The organism is Lentzea sp. NBRC 102530 (assembly GCF_030269365.1).
Taxonomy (GTDB): Bacteria; Actinomycetota; Actinomycetes; order Mycobacteriales; family Pseudonocardiaceae; genus Lentzea.
Map to the genome: position 1 here is coordinate 768,690 of NZ_BSTF01000001.1, position 16,208 is coordinate 784,897.

The 16,208-nt window shown below is 70.1% G+C and carries 15 protein-coding genes; 4 read left to right on the forward strand and 11 right to left on the reverse strand.

Features of this window, described 5'->3' with window-relative positions; all coding sequences use genetic code 11:
* Positions 1-20: 20 nt before the first annotated feature.
* Positions 21-551: a helix-turn-helix domain-containing protein gene (locus tag QSK25_RS03395; RefSeq protein WP_285632412.1), complete on the forward strand. Its 531-nt coding sequence runs from the start codon at positions 21-23 to the stop codon at positions 549-551.
* A 4-nt stretch (positions 552-555) separates the two neighbouring features.
* On the opposite strand, the gene QSK25_RS03400 is transcribed toward QSK25_RS03395, so the two are convergent.
* Entirely contained in the window at positions 556-1,722 is a 1,167-nt protein-coding gene (locus tag QSK25_RS03400; RefSeq protein ID WP_285632415.1) for an MrcB family domain-containing protein, read from the reverse strand.
* 193 nt (positions 1,723-1,915) lie between these two features.
* Between QSK25_RS03400 and QSK25_RS03405 the strand changes: the two genes are divergently transcribed.
* Complete coding sequence (locus QSK25_RS03405; protein WP_285632418.1) at positions 1,916-2,755, forward strand: CPBP family intramembrane glutamic endopeptidase; 840 nt, start codon at positions 1,916-1,918, stop codon at positions 2,753-2,755.
* Between the two features lie 35 nt (positions 2,756-2,790).
* Here the strand turns inward: QSK25_RS03405 and QSK25_RS03410 are convergent, their stop codons facing one another.
* The 8 genes from QSK25_RS03410 to QSK25_RS03445 are packed head-to-tail and all read right to left on the reverse strand — an operon-like array spanning position 2,791 to position 12,198.
* Complete coding sequence (locus QSK25_RS03410; protein WP_285632421.1) at positions 2,791-4,089, reverse strand: rhamnulokinase; 1,299 nt, start codon at positions 4,087-4,089, stop codon at positions 2,791-2,793.
* Positions 4,086-6,110, reverse strand: a complete 2,025-nt coding sequence (locus QSK25_RS03415; protein WP_285632424.1) for a bifunctional aldolase/short-chain dehydrogenase — start codon at positions 6,108-6,110, stop codon at positions 4,086-4,088. The genes QSK25_RS03410 and QSK25_RS03415 overlap by 4 nt, the downstream gene beginning before the upstream one ends.
* On the reverse strand, positions 6,110-7,264 hold the full coding sequence (rhaI, locus tag QSK25_RS03420; protein WP_285632427.1) for an L-rhamnose isomerase: 1,155 nt from the start codon (positions 7,262-7,264) through the stop codon (positions 6,110-6,112). The genes QSK25_RS03415 and rhaI overlap by 1 nt, the downstream gene beginning before the upstream one ends.
* A gap of 17 nt (positions 7,265-7,281) precedes the next feature.
* The gene (locus QSK25_RS03425) at positions 7,282-7,593 is read right to left on the reverse strand and encodes an L-rhamnose mutarotase (protein WP_502881798.1); all 312 of its coding nucleotides are present in this window, start codon (positions 7,591-7,593) and stop codon (positions 7,282-7,284) included.
* Between the two features lie 2 nt (positions 7,594-7,595).
* Positions 7,596-8,657, reverse strand: coding sequence for a rhamnose ABC transporter substrate-binding protein (gene rhaS, locus QSK25_RS03430; RefSeq protein ID WP_285632430.1), 1,062 nt, complete (start codon positions 8,655-8,657; stop codon positions 7,596-7,598).
* Positions 8,654-9,613, reverse strand: a complete 960-nt coding sequence (locus QSK25_RS03435) for an ABC transporter permease (RefSeq protein WP_285632433.1) — start codon at positions 9,611-9,613, stop codon at positions 8,654-8,656. Before QSK25_RS03435 ends, rhaS begins: the two co-directional genes overlap by 4 nt.
* Entirely contained in the window at positions 9,606-10,655 is a 1,050-nt protein-coding gene (locus QSK25_RS03440) for an ABC transporter permease (RefSeq protein ID WP_285632437.1), read from the reverse strand. Before QSK25_RS03440 ends, QSK25_RS03435 begins: the two co-directional genes overlap by 8 nt.
* Positions 10,656-10,695: 40 nt before the next feature.
* Positions 10,696-12,198 (reverse strand): sugar ABC transporter ATP-binding protein, encoded by a 1,503-nt coding sequence (locus tag QSK25_RS03445; protein WP_285632440.1) that lies wholly within the window; start codon positions 12,196-12,198, stop codon positions 10,696-10,698.
* Positions 12,199-12,323: 125 nt separating this feature from the next.
* Here QSK25_RS03445 and QSK25_RS03450 point away from each other — a divergent pair, with 125 nt between their 5' ends.
* On the forward strand, positions 12,324-13,331 hold the full coding sequence (locus tag QSK25_RS03450) for a LacI family DNA-binding transcriptional regulator (protein ID WP_285632443.1): 1,008 nt from the start codon (positions 12,324-12,326) through the stop codon (positions 13,329-13,331).
* Here the strand turns inward: QSK25_RS03450 and QSK25_RS03455 are convergent.
* Positions 13,328-13,738 carry a hypothetical protein gene (locus tag QSK25_RS03455; protein ID WP_285632446.1) on the reverse strand — a complete coding sequence of 137 codons (411 nt, stop codon included), beginning with the start codon at positions 13,736-13,738 and terminating at the stop codon, positions 13,328-13,330. The genes QSK25_RS03450 and QSK25_RS03455 overlap by 4 nt on opposite strands.
* Before the next feature lie 174 nt (positions 13,739-13,912).
* Between QSK25_RS03455 and QSK25_RS03460 the strand changes: the two genes are divergently transcribed.
* On the forward strand, positions 13,913-15,061 hold the full coding sequence (locus tag QSK25_RS03460; RefSeq protein WP_285632448.1) for a serine/threonine-protein kinase: 1,149 nt from the start codon (positions 13,913-13,915) through the stop codon (positions 15,059-15,061).
* Here QSK25_RS03460 and QSK25_RS03465 read toward each other — a convergent pair.
* Complete coding sequence (locus QSK25_RS03465) at positions 15,058-16,056, reverse strand: TerC family protein (protein ID WP_285632451.1); 999 nt, start codon at positions 16,054-16,056, stop codon at positions 15,058-15,060. The genes QSK25_RS03460 and QSK25_RS03465 overlap by 4 nt on opposite strands.
* Positions 16,057-16,208 lie beyond the last annotated feature (152 nt).

The following is a 16,208-nucleotide window of genomic DNA, read 5'->3' on the forward strand; positions in this document are numbered from 1 at the left end:
CCGATGAGATCGTGGTGGACATGGCGACCTCGGACCTCCTGCTGCACCCCGTCCGCATGCGGATCGTGCAGGCGCTGCTCGACGGGCGCCCCAGCACGACCACCCAGCTGCGGCAGCGGTTGCCCGAGATCGCGCCCGCGACGATGTACCGCCACGTGGCCGTCCTCGCCGACGCGGGCGTCCTCGAGGTGCTGGAGGAGAAGCGGGTGCGCGGCATCATGGAACGCACCTACCGCCTGCACGCGGACCGCGCCCGCCTCACCGTCGCCGACCGCGCCGCCATGACGCCCGACGACCACCGCCAGGCCTTCACGACGTTCGCTGGCAGCCTGCTGTCCGACTTCGGCCGCTACCTGGAGAGGCCGTCGCCCGATCCGGCAGGCGACGGTGTGACGTACCAGCAGGCCGCGCTGTGGCTGACGGACGAGGAGCACGAGGCGTTGCTGGCCGAGGTGCGGGCGGCGATCACCGCGCGGGCCGGTGGGGGACCGGGGGAGGGGCGCACGCGCCGGGTGGTGAGCCTGGTGGCGATGCCGGCCGACGAGGAGTGACCCGCTACGCCTGCGGAACCCTGTAGGCATACTGGGTCGGGGTGAGATGGGCGTCCCTGATGCCCCACGGCCAGAGTAGACGTGCGTGCCCTCCTGAACATCGCACGCCGTTCGTGCGGTCGAGCGTGATCTGCGAGACGACGTACAGCGCGTGGGCGGCGTCGCAGGCCTCAGCACCCTGGACGTGGCGCACCTCGTTGGGCGTCAGGATCACTTCCTCGCCCAACGTCTGGGTGCCTTTGACCTCGACGTGCAAAGATTCTTCATCCCGCGTGCAGTCGAGGTCGTAGCCGAGTTTGAGGTGACCAACTCGCTCCACGGTCCAGCCGGACGTCTCGAAGTGCCATACGGCGAGGTTCTCCGCGTGGAGCTCGATGGCTTTCCGCGCCGCCGAGTCCAACTGCCGGCCTTGAGCACGGGAAACGGCTTTGCGGGCCTTCGCGGCGGGTTCTTCGGCGGTCGGCGTCAGGACCACCGTGGGAAGCTCACCAGGGCTCACCGGCGTTCCGTAGAGCTCGGCGAGCAGCGGAAGCATGTCGGCGAGGTCCTGAACCAGCTGCTCGTGTGAAGGGATCTTCTTGGTCTCGTACTCGTACGCGAAGAGGTTGCCGTCCTCGTAGTTCCGCATCCGCCGCTTGCTCTCGGCGCCCACCGACGTGACAGAGGCCCAGGCGAGGTCGATCGTCACCTGGCCGTTGTGGATGACGGGCGAGTCCGCGAAGTCGGCGAGCACGGCGCGAGCTTCGGCCGCTCGTCCCCGCAGCACACCGCTGTCGTTGATCGGCCGCATCGCGCCGGAACGCCACTCGCTGGTCCCCTGGTTGAGCGACAGGTAGACCCGGCTCCCGTCCGCAGCGAACAGGTAGACGACGTAAAAACCTTCCAATGCCCTGGGCGAGCACTTCTCCGAGAACACCCGCACCCACGGGACCGGGCTGTAGTTGGTCTGCCTCCCGCCACGCTTGGCGTTGAAGTCGAGGTCGCCCAGGCCGAAGACCTCGATCATCGGGACGAGTGCGTCCCGCAGACCGGCGGCGAGCTCTTCGGTCGCCTCGTCGCGTTCGCTCATCTCAGGCGTCTTGTCCTTGGAGAAGGACGCCGCCAGATCGAGCACCCGCTGCATGGGGCCGGACAACGGATGAGCGGGGACGTTCGAGTTCGGAGCAGACACACGCACACCGTCGCACACAACGCCGCCGCGCAGCACTCGTTTGAGAACGATCTATCCGATGATCGTGTCGCGGAGTGAGTAGCGCTGTCCCCCGTGCGAGCTACCCGCGGGTGTCCTCCCCAGCGGGATTCCCCGAAGCGCCCGGCTCCCTAGCTTTTGAGGTGTCCACAGGCCACCTCAGGAAGTCGGAGTCATGGAGCTCAGTGCCTTTCGGTTGCGCAGGTTCAGGTTCCCGGTCCTCTTCGCCGTGCTGTTCGCCGTGATGCTGGCGGTCGTCGGCATCGACACCCTCGTCGCGCCGGTGCCACTGCTGGCGTTGCCGGTCGGCATCGGGCTCGCCGCGCTCGGGATCGCCTGCTACCGCTGGCTTTCGCGGTTCGTGGAGGGGCGCGGGGAGCTGCCGGAGCTGGCGGGGGACCGGTGGCGCGGGCTCGGCAAGGGGGCGGCGCTCGGGTTCGGGCTGTTCTGCGCGCTGATGGTGCTGATCGCGGTGTTCGGTGGGCTGGACGGCGTGGGGTGGCACTCGTTCCCGGGGTTCCTCGGGCTGGCCGGGATGATGTTCAGCGTCGCGACGATGGAGGAGCTGCTGTTTCGCGGCGTGCTGTTCCGGATTCTCGAGGAGCGGGCCGGGACGGTGGTGTCGCTGGTCGTGTCGTCGTTGCTGTTCGGGATGACGCACCTGGTCAACGTCAACGCCACGTTCTGGGGCGCGCTGTCGATCGGGCTCACGGGTGGCGCGATGCTGGCGGCCGCTTACGTGCTGACCCGGTCGTTGTGGTTCCCCATCGGGGTGCACTTCGCCTGGAACTTCGCGCACGCCGGGGTGTTCGGCATCGCGGTGTCCGGGTCGGAGGACGTGCCGGACGGGCTGTTGCGCACGACGCTGAACGGGCCGACTGTGCTGACCGGTGGCTCGTTCGGGCCGGAGGCGAGTCTGTTCGCGCTGCTCGTGTGCTCGGTGGCCACCGTACTGATGCTGCGCCGGGCCGTGCGGGGCGGGCAGGTGTTGCGCCGGAGCGCAAAGGCTCGGTGAGGTGCGGGTCGGGGTGGAATCCTGGCGCGTGACGGTCATCGCGGGAGGTAGTGGCGGAGCGGGTGGGATTCCCGCACCAGTTTCCTGAGGTCTGTCAGCGTGCCGTTTGCTGCCCCTGCGGCACGGGCCTGCACGAGGACGTTGCCCAGCGCGGTCGCTTCCGCCGGGCCGGCGACCACGGGCAGGCCGCACGCGTCGGCGGTGAGCTGGCACAGCAGTTCGTTGTGCGAGCCACCGCCGACGACGTGCACCACCTCGACCTCCTTGCCGGACAGGCGTTGGGCGTCGGCGACGGCGTCCCGGTGGGCCAGCGCGAGGCTGTCCAGAACGGACCGGACGACCTGCGGGCGGGTGAGGGATCGGCCGCACGCCCGTTCGATCCTCGACGGCATGTCGCCCGGCGGGAGGAACGCCGGGTCGTTGGCGTCGAACACCGTGCCCGTCGCGGTCGCGGCTTCTCGCAGCAGCGGGCCCAGGTCGGCGTTCCAGGTGCGCAGGCACTCCTGGAGGAGCCAGAGGCCCATCACGTTGCGGAGGTAGCGGATCGTGCCGTCCACGCCGCCCTCGTTGGTGAAGTTCGCGGCCCGGCTCGCCTCGCTGAGGACGGGGGAGTCCAGTTCCACGCCCACCAGGGACCAGGTGCCGCAGGAGATGTAGGCGAAGCGGTCGTTCGCGGCCGGGACGGCCACCACCGCGGAGGCGGTGTCGTGCGAACCCACCGCGGTGACCGGGGTGCCCTTGAAGGTGCCGGCGGGGTCTCCCGGGCGGCGCAGGGGCGGGAGCAGGTCTGACGGGAGGGCTTCGGTGAGGCGTGGTGACCACCGTCCTGTCCGGACGTCGATCAGGCCCGTCGTGGTGGCGTTGGTGTATTCGGTGCCGCACCGGCCGGTCAGCCAGTAGGAGAGCAGGTCGGGGATCAGCAGCAGGCGGGACGCCTGGGGGAGCAGGGGTTCGGCCATGAGCTGGAACATGGTGTTGAACGGCTGGAACTGCAGGCCGTTGATCCCGTAGAGGCCGTCGGGCGGGGTGATGGCGTCGGTGCGGGAGTCGCGGTACGCGACGGGGTTGGCGAGGAGTTCGCCGGACTCGCCCAGCAGGCCGTAGTCGACCGCCCAGCTGTCGATGCCGATGCTCGTGACGGGCCCTGCGCGTCTCAGGCCGGTCAGCACCTCGTGGTAGAGCGCGGGCAGGTCCCAGCGCAGGTGGCCGTCGCGGTGCACCGGGCCGTTGGGGAACCGGTGCACCTCCTCGATGTGAACGTTGCCATCGGCCACGGTGCCGCGCACCACCCGGCCGCTGGAGGCGCCCAGGTCCACCGCGGCGAACGTGCTCATCGCAGGAACGCCGCTGCCACGCCGGCGTCGACCGGGACGTGCAGGCCGGTGGTCAACGACAGGTCGCCCGCGGTCAGCGCGAACACCGCTGCCGCCACGTGGGAGGGCAGCACCTCGCGCTTGAGCAGGGTGCGCTGGGCGTAGAACGCGCCGAGTTCGTCCTCGGGCACGCCGTAGACGGCGGCGCGCTGGGCTCCCCAGCCCCCGGCGAAGATGCCGGAGCCGCGGACGACGCCGTCGGGGTTGATGCCGTTGACGCGGATGCCGTCCGCGCCCAGTTCGGCCGCCAGCAGGCGGACCTGGTGGGCCTGGTCCGCCTTGGCCGCGCCGTAGGCGACGTTGTTCGGGCCGGCGAAGACCGCGTTCTTGCTGGAGATGTAGACGATGTCGCCGCCCATGCCCTGGTCGCGCATGACCTTGGCGGCGCGCTGCGAGACCAGGAACGAGCCCTTGGCCATCACGTCGTGCTGGAGGTCCCAGTCGGCCTCGGTGGTCTCGGCCAGCGGCTTGGAGATCGACAGGCCCGCGTTGTTGACCACCAGGTCCACGCCGCCGAACGCCAGCACCGCTGCTTGGAACGCCTCCAAGATGCCGTCGGCCGAGGTGACGTCCACGGTCACCGGCACCGCCACGTCCGCGGACCCGATGCCTTCGGCCACCTCGCGGGCGCTGTCGGCGTTGCGGTCGGCCACCACCACGCACGCGCCCTCGGCCGCCAGGCGTTCGGCCACGGCCCTGCCGATGCCCGAGCCGCCGCCGGTGACGAGGGCGACGCGGGTGGCGAGCGGCTTGGGCTTCGGCATGCGCTGGAGCTTGGCCTCCTCCAGCGACCAGTACTCGATGCGGAACTTCTCGCGCTCGTCGATCGGCGCGTACCGGGAGACCGATTCGGCGCCCCGCATCACGTTGACGGCGTTCACGTAGAACTCGCCGGCCACCCGCGCGGTCTGCTTGTCGCGGCCGAAGCTGAACATGCCGACGCCCGGGACGAGCACGATCGCCGGGTCCGCACCGCGCATCGGCGGGCTGTCCGGGCCCGCGTGCCGTTCGTAGTAGGAGCCGTAGTCCTCGCGGTACGCCTCATGGAGCTGCTCCAAGCGCGTGACGACGTCCGCCAGGGGAGCGGTCGGTGGCAGGTCGAGCACGAGCGGCCGGACCTTGGTGCGCAGGAAGTGGTCGGGACACGACGTGCCGAGCGCGGCGAGTTCCGGATGCCGTTGCCGGGACAGGAAGTCCAGCACCACGTCCGAGTCGGTGAAGTGGCCGACCTGCGGGCTGTCGGTGGAGGCCAGACCGCGGATCACCGGCGCCAGTGCGGCGGCCCGCACCCGCCGTTCGCTCTCGGGCAACGGCTCGTGCACCACCGGGCCGAACGGCTCGGCGCGACCGTGCTCGTCCAGATACCGCTGCGCGGTTTGGATGATCTCCAACGAGTGCGCCTCGCACTCCTCGCTGGACGCGCCCCACGCCGTGATGCCGTGCCCGCCGAGGATCACGCCGATGGCCTCGGGGTGGTCACGACGGATCGCCGCGATGTCCAGGCCCAGCTGGAAACCAGGACGCCGCCACGGCACCCACGCCACGCGGTCGCCGAAGCACGCCTTGGTCAGCGCCTCGCCGTCCGCCGCTGTCGCGAACGCGATGCCCGCGTCCGGGTGCAGGTGGTCGACGTGCGGAGCGTCGACCAGCCCGTGCATGGCCGTGTCGATCGAAGGCGCGGCGCCTCCCCTGCCGTGCAGGCAGAAGTCGAACGCGGCGACGATCTCGTCCTCGCGCTCGACCCCCGGATACACGTCCACCAGCGCATGGAGCCGGTCCAGGCGCAGCACCGCCAGTCCGGACTCCTTCAACGTGCCCAGGTCACCGCCGGAGCCCTTGACCCACATCAGGTCCACGGGCCGCCCGGTCACCGGGTCGGTCGAGGACCCCTTGGCCGAGGTGTTGCCGCCCGCGTAGTTCGTGTTGCGCGGATCGGCACCGAGCCGGTTGCTCCGCCCCAGCAACGCTTGGACCTGCTCCATCACGCACCCCACCCGGCGGCCTCGCCGCCGACTCGTTCCGCCACGATCCGCTCCGCGTACCCGGACCGCCGGTACGCGCCCGTCGGGTCGGGATCGAGGCCCATGTCCTCCCGCAGTTCCCGCAGGAGCGGCCGCACATCGGTGTTGTAGGCGTCCATCAGGACGGCGTTGGCCTCCAGCACGTCACCGGCGCGTTGGGCTGCGTCCAAGGCGCTGCGGTCGACCAGCAACGCCTTCGCGGTGGCCTCCTGGACGTTGAGCACCGACCGGATGATCGCCGGGATCTTGGGCTCCAGGTTGTGGCACTGGTCGAGCATGAACGCGATCCCTGCGGCCGGCCGCAGAGCGTCCGCCAGCACGATCTCGTGCATGATCCGGAACAGCTGGAACGGGTCGGCCGCGCCCACCATCAGGTCGTCGTCGGCGTAGAAGCGGGAGTTGAAGTCGAACGCGCCCAGCTTCCCGGCCCGCAGCAGGAACGACACGATGAACTCGATGTTCGTGCCGGGAGCGTGGTGCCCGGTGTCGATCACGACCTGTGCCTTCTCGCCCAGCTGTGAACAGTGCGCGAACGCCGTCCCCCAGTCCGGCACGTCGGTCACGTAGAACGCGGGCTCGAACAGCTTGTACTCCAGCAACATCCGCTGGTCCGGACCGAGCCGGGAGTACGTCTGCGCCAACGCCTCGGCGAGCCGGTCCTGCCGGGCGCGGATGTCGTCCTGCCCGGGGTAGTTCAACCCGTCCGCGAACCACAGCTTGAGGTCGCGCGACCCGGTGGCGTCCATGATGTCGACGCACTCGAGCAGGTGCCCGAGAGCCTTGCGCCGCACCGCCGCGTCCGGGTGGCAGACGCTGCCGAGCTTGTAGTCGTCGTCCTGGAACACGTTGGAGTTGATGGCCCCCAACGCCACCCCGCGGTCCCGCGCGTACGAGGCGAGCTCGCCGTAGTCCTCGACCCGGTCCCACGGGATGTGCAACGCGACCGTCGGCGCGACACCGGTGAGCTTGTGCACCACCGCCGCGTCATCGATCTTCTCGTACGGCGTGCGCGGAACTCCCTGCTGCGCGAACACCTTGAAGCGGGTGCCCGAGTTGCCGTACGCCCACGACGGCGTCTCGATCCGCTGCTCGCGCAGCGCGTCCTTCACGCTCATGTCGTTCTCCCCAAAACTCAGTCGAGGTGGAAGACCTCGTCGAGGGGCCGCATCCGTTCGTCGGCGTTGCCGTCACCGACGAAGAACTCCGCCATCTCGTGCTGCCAGCGCGCGTTCACCTCGGTGCGGGCCATCTCCGCGAGCGCCGCGTCGAAGTCGTCGCACTCGAGGTAGCCGACCAGCAGACCGTCCCCGGCGAGGAAGAGTGAGTAGTTGTGCCAACCCGCCTCGCTGAGGGCAGCCCGCATCTCCGGCCACACCTCGCGGTGCCGCGCCCGGTACTCGTCAAGACGATCGGCGCGGACCCGCAAGGTGAAGCAGACGCGCATGATCAGAAGTCGAACTGGTCGATGTTGTCCTTCGTGAACACCGTCGGCGGGCCGAGCACGACCTCGCCCTTGGCGCCGATCGTGTAGTCACCGAGGTCGCCCGCCTTGTACTTCTCGCCCTCGGCGCCGGTGATCTGCCCGGACGCGAGCGCGGCGGCGGTGTAGGTGGCGAGGTAGCCGAGCTTGCTCGGGTCCCACAGCGCGAACGACTTCACCGTGCCGTCCTGCACGAACTTGCGCATCTGGTTCGGCGTGCCCAGGCCGGTGAGCTGGACCTTGCCCTTGTACTCGCTGGAGCTGAGGTACCGGGCGGCCGCCGCGACACCCACGGTGGTCGGCGAGATGATGCCCTTGAGGTTCGGGTGCGCCTGCAGCAGGCCCTGCGTCTTCTGGAACGACGTCTGGTCGTCGTCGTTGCCGTACGCGGTCTCCACCAGCTTCAGCCCGGAGTACTCGGGCTTCGCCAGCTCGGACTTCATGACCTCGATCCACGCGTTCTGGTTGGTGGCGTTGGGGGTCGCGGACAGGATCGCGATCTCACCGGAACCGCCGACCGCCTCGGAGATCAGCTTGACCTGCCCGGCCGCGATCTCGTTCGACGTCGCCTGGTTGATGAACACGTCGCGGGCGTCCGGCGCCGCGTCCGAGTCGAACGTGACGACCTTGAGGCCTTGTGAACGCGCACTCTTCAACGCGGGCGCCACGGCGTTGGCGTCGTTGGCCGAGATCACCAGCGCGTCCTGCTTCTGCTGCGCGGCGGTGTTGATGTAGGTGACCTGGGAGCTCGCGGCCGCGTCGGACGGCCCGGTGGACTTGACCTCGGCCTTGATCGCCGTTCCCGCCTGCTCCGCGCCCTTCTGCGCCACGGTGAAGTACGGGTTGTTGACCTGCTTGGGCAGGAACGTGATCTTCAGGCCGTCCTTGAGGGGCGCGTCGGGGTCGCCCTTCGCGGCGTTCGTAGTGCCGCCGGTGTCGTTGTTGGCGCTCTCTTTCGTGGTGCCACCACAGGCGGTGAGCGCGACGGCCCCGGACATCACCAGGGCGAGCACTAAGCGTGTGTTCATGGTGTTGCCTTCCTTAGGTTTCCGACGCGTCGGGTGATCGAGGGGGCGAGAACGCTCACGAGCAGCAGCAGGCCGGTGACGATGGTGAGGACCTCGGTCGAGGTGTCCCGCAGGATCAGGAGGTTGCGCAGACCGCCGAGCAGCAACACGCCCGCGAGCACGCCGAACAGAGTTCCCCTGCCGCCGAAGATGGACACGCCACCGAGCAGCACGGCGGCGACGACGGCCAGTTCGAGGCCGAGGCCGTTGTCCGCGCGGGCGCTGGAGAAGCGGAACGTGTAGACGATGCCGGCGATCGCGGCCACCGCTCCGGCGAGCACGAACAGCGTCAGCTTCACGCGCTTGACCCGGATGCCGGAGAAGCGCGCGCCCTCCTCGTTCGCACCGATCGCGTAGACGGACCGGCCGAACGAACTCGCGTGCAGCGTGACGCCGAACAGGATCGCGAGCACCACCGCCAGCACGATCGGGTACGGGATGTCGGTGCCCGGCAACGGTGTCGTGCCGAACGACGTGTAGCTGGCCGGGAAGTCGGCGACGGCGGTGTCGCCCAGGACGACCAGGGCCAGGCCGCGGTAGAGGGCGAGCGTGCCGATCGTGACCGCGAGGCTGGGCAGGCCGAGCCGGGTGACCAGCAGGCCGTTGAACGCTCCGGCCAGCGCGCCCACGACGATCACGGTCGGCAGGATGGTCTCGAGCGGCCAGCCCGCGTTCCACAGCCAGCCGATCAACGCGCTGGACAGGCCCAGCACCGACGCGACGGACAGGTCGATCTCGCCCGCCACGATCACCAGCGTCAGCGGCAGGGCGATCAACGCGATCTCGCCGATGTCGAGGCCGAGGTAGAAGAGGTTGCCGCCGGACAGGAACGACCCGTCGGTGCTCACCTGGCCGGTCAGCGCCACCACGACGAGCAGGAACACCAGTGCGGTCTCCCACCGCAGGAGGCTACGCATGGCTCGTCCCTTCCGTGCGGCGCAGGGCTTTCGCCAGCCGGAGCGCGAGGAGCCGGTCGACGGTGATGGCGCTCAGCAGCAACGCGCCCGCGATGGCCTGCTGCCAGAACGCGGGGATCTGCAACACCACCAGGCAACTGGTGATCGTGGCCAGCAGCAACGCCCCGAGCGCCGCGCCGGTGACCGTGCCCGAGCCGCCGAAGATCGCGACGCCACCGACCACGACGGCGGCGACGACCTGGAGTTCGAGGCCGGTGCCCGCCGCCGCGTCGACCGTGCCGTAGCGGGCGACCCAGAGCGCGCCGGCCAGCCCGGCGACCAGTCCGGAGAGGACGAACGTGGTGAGCGTGCGCTGGGCGACGGGGATGCCGGCGAGCGTGGCGGCCTCCGGGTTCGAGCCGATGGCGTAGAGCTCGCGGCCTGACCGGTAGGAGCGCAGGTGGACGGCGGCGACCGCGATGACCACGACGGTGATCAGCACGAGGATCGGGATGCCCGCGACCCTCGCGCTGCCGAGGTCCAGCAGGGCGTCGGGGAGGTTGGAGGCGTTGACCTGTTCGCCCTGGGCCAGCGCGAAGTCCACGCCGCGGAACACGTAGAGCGTGCCGAGCGTGACGACGAGGCTGGGGACGTTGCCGAGCGCCACCAGCAGGCCGTTGAGCAGGCCGCACGCCAGACCGACCGCGACGCCGAAGCCGATGCCCAGCAGGAGCGGGGTGCCGGGGTGGTCGGCGAAGTGCTGGGCGGTGAGGAACGCGGACAGGCCGAGGACCGAGCCGACGGACAGGTCGACGTTGCGGGTGACGACCACGAGGGTCTGGCCCACGGCGAGGAGGGCGACGATCGAGGCGTTGAGGAGGAGGTCGCGCAGGCTCTGGGGCTGGATGAAGCGCGGGTTGACGATCGCCGTCGGGATGACGACGAGCGCCAGGGCGACGACGATGCCGAGTTCGCGGACGCGGCCGACCCGGGTGGAGAGGCGGCGGGCGGCCGTGCGGCGGGAAGTGGGTGCAGTGGTGGCCGGCGTGAGCTGGGGGGTCATCGAACCCCCTCCGCCCAGTTGAGGAACGCGAGGTGTGCCGTCATCGGGCCACCGCCTGTCCGGCCGCCGCCAGCGCGACCCGTTCCTCGGTCGCGTCGGCCCGGTCGATCTCCTCGACCAGGCGGCCCTCGTGCATCACCAGCACGCGGTCGGCCATGCCGAGCACCTCCGGCAGCTCCGACGAGATCATCAGCACCGCCACGCCCTGGCCCGCGAGGTCCGACAGCAGGCGGTGCACCTCGGCCTTGGTGCCGACGTCGATGCCGCGCGTCGGTTCGTCGACGATGAGGACGGATGGGGTGCGCGCCAGCCACTTCGCCAGCACGACCTTCTGCTGGTTGCCGCCGGACAGGACACCGACCGGGTCGCTCAGGCGCGCGAACTTCAGGCGCAGCTTCACCGCCCAGTCCTGGGCTAGGGTGGTCTCCGCGCGGCGGCGCAGCAGGCCGAACGTCGACAGGCGCCCGAGCGAGGCCAGGGCGGTGTTGCGTTCGATGGACGCGTCCATGACGAGCCCCTGCTGGCGGCGGTCCTCCGGCACGAAGCCGATGCCCGCGGCCATCGCGGCGGTGGGGGAGCCGTACTTCAGGCGGCGGCCGTGCACGTGCACGTCACCGGCATCGGGGCGGTCGATGCCGAAGACCGCGCGGGCCACCTCGCTGCGGCCCGCGCCGACCAGGCCGGACAGTGCGACGATCTCACCGGCCCTGACGTCGAACGACACGTCGGTGAACACGCCCTCGCGGGTGAGCCGCCGCACGGACAGTGCGACCTCGCCCGCCGCGGCGGACTCCTTCGGGTAGAGCTGGGAGAGTTCGCGGCCGACCATGCGGCGCACCAACGAGTCCGGGGTCTCGCCTTCGAGGACGCCGGACCAGACGAACTCGCCGTCGCGCAGGACGGTGGCGCGCTGGCAGAGTTCGAAGACCTCGTTCAGGCGGTGCGAGACGAACAGGACGGCGGCGTCCTGCGCGCGCAGTGCCTGCACGACACCGAACAGGCGCTGGACCTCGTGGGCGGAGAGGGCGGCGGTGGGCTCGTCCATGACGATCACGCGCGCGTCGAACGACAGCGCCTTGGCGATCTCGACGAGTTGTTGGTCCGCGATGGACAGTCCGCGCGCCGGACGGGCCGGGTCGAGGCGGACCCCGAGCCGGGAGAACAGGTCCGACGTGCGGGAGTGCATCCCGGCCACGTCGATGCGGCGGCCGAAGCCGAGGGGCTGGCGTCCCATGTGGACGTTCTCGGCCACCGAGAGGTCGCCGAACAGCGTGGGTTCCTGGTAGATGATCGCGATGCCGGCGGCGAGGGCGTCGGCGGGGCCGGTGAACCGGTGCGGCACGTCGTCGACGAGCACCTGGCCCGCGTCGGGGCGGTGAACGCCGGCCAAGGTCTTGATCAGGGTCGACTTGCCCGCGCCGTTCTCGCCCAGCAGGGCGTGGGCCTCGCCGGGCAGCAGTCGCAGCGACACCCCAGCCAGCGCGCGGACGGCGCCGAAGGACTTGCTCACCTCGTCCAGTGCCACCACGGGAGGTCGGTCCACGTCCGTGTCTCCTCGATGTTGAAACGTTTTAACACCTGAGTTACGTGCACTCTGGGTGCGGCGGGACGGCATGTCAAGATGCAGGGAGTACGATTCGTTGTCACGTTTCAACAAAGGAGCCGCCCGTGAAGCCGTCAGTGGGCATCCGCGAGGTCGCGCAGCACGCCGGGGTCTCCAACGCGACCGTGTCGAACGTGCTCAACCGGCCTGACGTCGTCGCTCCCGCCACACGGCAACGGGTGCTGGCAGCGATCGAGGAGCTCGGGTTCGTGCGCAACGAGTCGGCGCGCCAGCTCCGGGCCGGGCGCAGCCGCGTGCTCGCCTATGTCGTGCTCGACGCCGCGAACCCGTTCTTCACCGACGTGGCGCGCGGGGTGGAGGACGCGGCACGGGAGGCGGGCTTCGCGTTGTTCCTGTGCAACAGCGCCTCGGACGAGGGACGCGAACGCGAGTACTTGGAGCTGCTCCAAGAACAACGGGTCGAGGGCATCCTGATCACCCCCGTCGACGCCGACAACGCCCGGCTCGCCGAACGCGGCACGCCCGTCGTGCTGGTCGACCGGGAGGCGACGGACGGTGCCAGGTGCTCGGTCGCGGTCGACGACGTCCTCGGTGGCGAACTCGCGGTGACCCACCTGATCGAGAACGGCCACACCCGCATCGCGATGGTCGGCGGCCCGCTCTCCATCCAGCAGGTGCGCGACCGGCGTGAGGGCGCGATGCGAGCGCTCACCAACGCCGGACTGCCCGAGGAGGCGCTGACGTTCCTCGACACCCGCGGGCTGCAGGTCGCGGAAGGCCGGGGTGCGGGGGAGCGGCTCGTCGGGCTGCCCGCGTCACGACGGCCCACGGCGGCGTTCTGCGCGAACGACCTGCTGGCGCTCGGCCTGCTGCAGTCGATGACCCAGCAGGGCCTGCGCGTGCCGGACGACCTGGCCGTCGTGGGCTACGACGACATCGAGTTCGCCGCGGCCGCCGCCGTGCCGCTCACGTCGGTGCGCCAGCCGCGTGACCAGCTCGGTCGCACGGCCGCGCAGCTGCTGCTCGCCGAGAACGAGCCGGACCACGAGCACCGGCACGTGAAGTTCCAGCCGGAGCTCGTGGTCCGCGCGTCCACCGCGATCAGGCGTTAACGGACCAACACCATTTCCCGATTCTCTTCGACGGAATTCGAACTGTCCGGCGCGAGAAACACGGTCAACGCGGCGGAAGTGAACGCGACGCCCGGCCGAAATGCTTTCGTGCGGGATACCACGGTCACGTCGACCCTGTGGTGATCGCCGGTGCACGGAACGCTCGGCGTGTACTTGTCACCGACCGCCAGCTCACCCCGCACGTTCTGGGTGACCTGCACCCACAACGACCCGGTAGCGCCGTTCGCGCACATCACACGGGTCGGCACGACCACCGCGACCCCGCGCGCCTCCAGCCTGGCGGACGGCTGCAACGCCACCGCGGCCTCGACGGAAGCCGCCGACGCCGGCACCGCGGTGGCCAGCAACGCGCTCGCGGCCAGGACGATCGCGGAAATTGCACGCACGATTCTTCACCTCGTTCTCGTGGAAGGGCGGATGCGGCCGCAAACCGACATTAACGAGGGCGGCGGAAAAGTTGCGAGGGGCCATTGGCCGAGGAAGATCCAGGTTCCACGATTGGAGCAGCGGTGAGATGGGCACCCCTGTGCGGTCCAGCCCGAACCGAAAGGTCCAAGCCCATGCCGACGGACAGTGATCTGCTCGCCGACCGGTACCGGCTCGGCGAACTGCTCGGCGAGGGCGGGTTCGCCGAGGTGCGCCGCGCCCAGGACGTGCTGCTGGCGCGCGACGTCGCGGTGAAGCTCTTCCGGCCGGGGGACGGCCGCGCGGACGCCCGCAGGATCGACGCCGAGATCTGCGCACTCGCCGGCCTCTCCCACCCCGGCCTGGTGAAGGTCTTCGACGCCGACCCCGGCGGTGAGACGCCGTACGTGGTGCTGGAACTCGTCGAGGGCAGGACCCTGCGCGACCGGATCACGGACGGGCCGATGTCCGTCGACGAGGTGCGGCGGCTCGGTTCAGCGCTGGCCGACGCCCTTGCGCACGTTCACGAACGAGGCTTCGTCCACCGCGACGTGAAGCCCGCCAACATCCTGCTCGACGACGACAACCTGCCGCGCCTGACCGACTTCGGCCTGGCGCGCGCGACGGACATCGCCGGGATCACCAAGACCGGCCAGGTCGTCGGCACCGCCGCCTACCTCGCGCCGGAACAGGTGCGCGGCCAGGCGATCACCTCGGCCGTCGACGTCTACGCGCTCGGCCTGGTCCTGCTGGAGTGCCTGACCGGCCGCCGCGAGTACGAGGGCGCGGACGTCGAGTGCGCCGTCGCCCGGCTGCACCGGCCCCCGGCCGTTCCCGACGACCTGCCGTTCGACCTCGTGCTGCTGCTGACGAGGATGACGTCGCTCAGCGTGGCCCGCCGCCCGACCGCTCACGAGTGCGCCTCCGCGCTGCGGCAGCCGACGGGGGACGCTCCCACCGTCGTGGTGCCCGTGCCGCGCCGGCCACTCCGGTCACGGGCTCTGCTCGGCGTCGCGTCCGCGGTCGTGTTGTGCTCGGCGATCGGCACCGGCATGAGCACCTGGAACAGCGTCACGGACACGGGCTCGGAGCCGCCCGCCACCACCGCCCCCGGTACGACCCAGCCGCAGGTGGCACCCGTCGTGGTGCAGCCGGCGGCCGCGCAGGTCGACACGCCGGCGCCCGTCCAGGTCGTGGACCAGGGCAGGCCGGTGAACCACGAGAAGAAGCCGGCGGACAGGAGCGGCCCCGGCAAGGGCGGGCCCAAGGAGCCCAAGGGCAAGCAGGGCGTGAAAAAGCCCTAACGCTGCTCGTCCTTGCGGGAACCCCGCAACGAACCGGGGTGGGCCTTGACCGACGGGTCGTTGCGCGTCTTGACGAGGCTCGCGACCGTCACGACGACCAGGATGCCGATGATCACGCCGAGGCTGAGCGGCGTCGGGACTTCGGGAACCGAGGCCGAGATGTCCACGTGCGCCCAGTGCAGGATCAGCTTCACGCCGATGAACGCGAGGATCACCGCGAGCCCGGCCGACAGGTACACGAGCCGGTCGAGCAGACCCTTGACGAGGAAGAACAACGCCCGCAGGCCGAGCAGCGCGAACGCGTTGGCGGTGAAGACGATGTAGGGCTCCTCGGTCACGCCGAACACCGCGGGGATCGAGTCGAGCGCGAACAGCAGGTCGACGCCGCCGATGGCCACCAGCACCACGAACAACGGCGTGGCGAGCCGCCGGCCGTCCACCCGCGTGAAGATCTTGCCACCGACGTAGTCGTCGGTGACCGGGATGATCTTGCGCGCGGTCTTCACGACGACGTTGTTCTCGACGTCGGGATCTTCGTTTCGGTGCCGGAACAGCTGCACGGCCGTGAAGATCAGCAACAGTCCGAACAGCAGGAACATGAACGTGAACAACGACAGCAGCGTCGCGCCGACCGCGATGAAGATGCCGCGCATGATCAACGCCAGCACGATGCCGAACGTCAGCACCTTGTGCTGGTGCTCCTCGGGCACCAGGAACGTCGTCATGATGATCACGAAGACGAACAGGTTGTCGACCGACAGGCTCTTCTCGACGATGTAGCCCGCGAAGTACTCGGCACCGAACCCGCCGCCGTGGACGCTCGCGAACCACACGCCGAAGCCGATGGCGACGAGGATGTAGAACACCGACCAGAGCGTCGCCTCGCGGAACCCGATCCGGTGCGGCCGCCACGCCGCCAGCACGAGGTCGACCGCCAGCAGCGCGACGATCACCCCGATCGTCAGAGCCCACGTCAGTCCGCTGATCTCCAGCACCACGAACACCCCTCCGGCGGCCCGATCCGTCCGCAGTGGACGCTACCGGGCCGGGACCGGGGAAGTGGCTAGGCCCCGTCCTGCGAGTCTCGTCGGTGAGAGCGGCGGACGAGGGCCCCGGAGGGACTCTCGCCCGCGCCTCTCACCTGGCG

Coding starts and splice junctions, on each gene's coding strand:
- QSK25_RS03460 (WP_285632448.1), top strand. CDS start 13,913: ATGCCGACGGACAGTGATCTGCTCGCCGACCGGTACCGGCTCGGCGAA.
- QSK25_RS03425 (WP_502881798.1), bottom strand. CDS start 7,593: ATGCGCGTCTGCTTCACCTTGCGGGTCCGCGCCGATCGTCTTGACGAG.
- rhaI (WP_285632427.1), bottom strand. CDS start 7,264: ATGAGCGTGAAGGACGCGCTGCGCGAGCAGCGGATCGAGACGCCGTCG.
- QSK25_RS03395 (WP_285632412.1), top strand. CDS start 21: ATGGCGACCTCGGACCTCCTGCTGCACCCCGTCCGCATGCGGATCGTG.
- QSK25_RS03405 (WP_285632418.1), top strand. CDS start 1,916: ATGGAGCTCAGTGCCTTTCGGTTGCGCAGGTTCAGGTTCCCGGTCCTC.
- QSK25_RS03410 (WP_285632421.1), bottom strand. CDS start 4,089: ATGAGCACGTTCGCCGCGGTGGACCTGGGCGCCTCCAGCGGCCGGGTG.
- QSK25_RS03440 (WP_285632437.1), bottom strand. CDS start 10,655: ATGACCCCCCAGCTCACGCCGGCCACCACTGCACCCACTTCCCGCCGC.
- QSK25_RS03435 (WP_285632433.1), bottom strand. CDS start 9,613: ATGCGTAGCCTCCTGCGGTGGGAGACCGCACTGGTGTTCCTGCTCGTC.
- QSK25_RS03415 (WP_285632424.1), bottom strand. CDS start 6,110: ATGGAGCAGGTCCAAGCGTTGCTGGGGCGGAGCAACCGGCTCGGTGCC.
- rhaS (WP_285632430.1), bottom strand. CDS start 8,657: ATGAACACACGCTTAGTGCTCGCCCTGGTGATGTCCGGGGCCGTCGCG.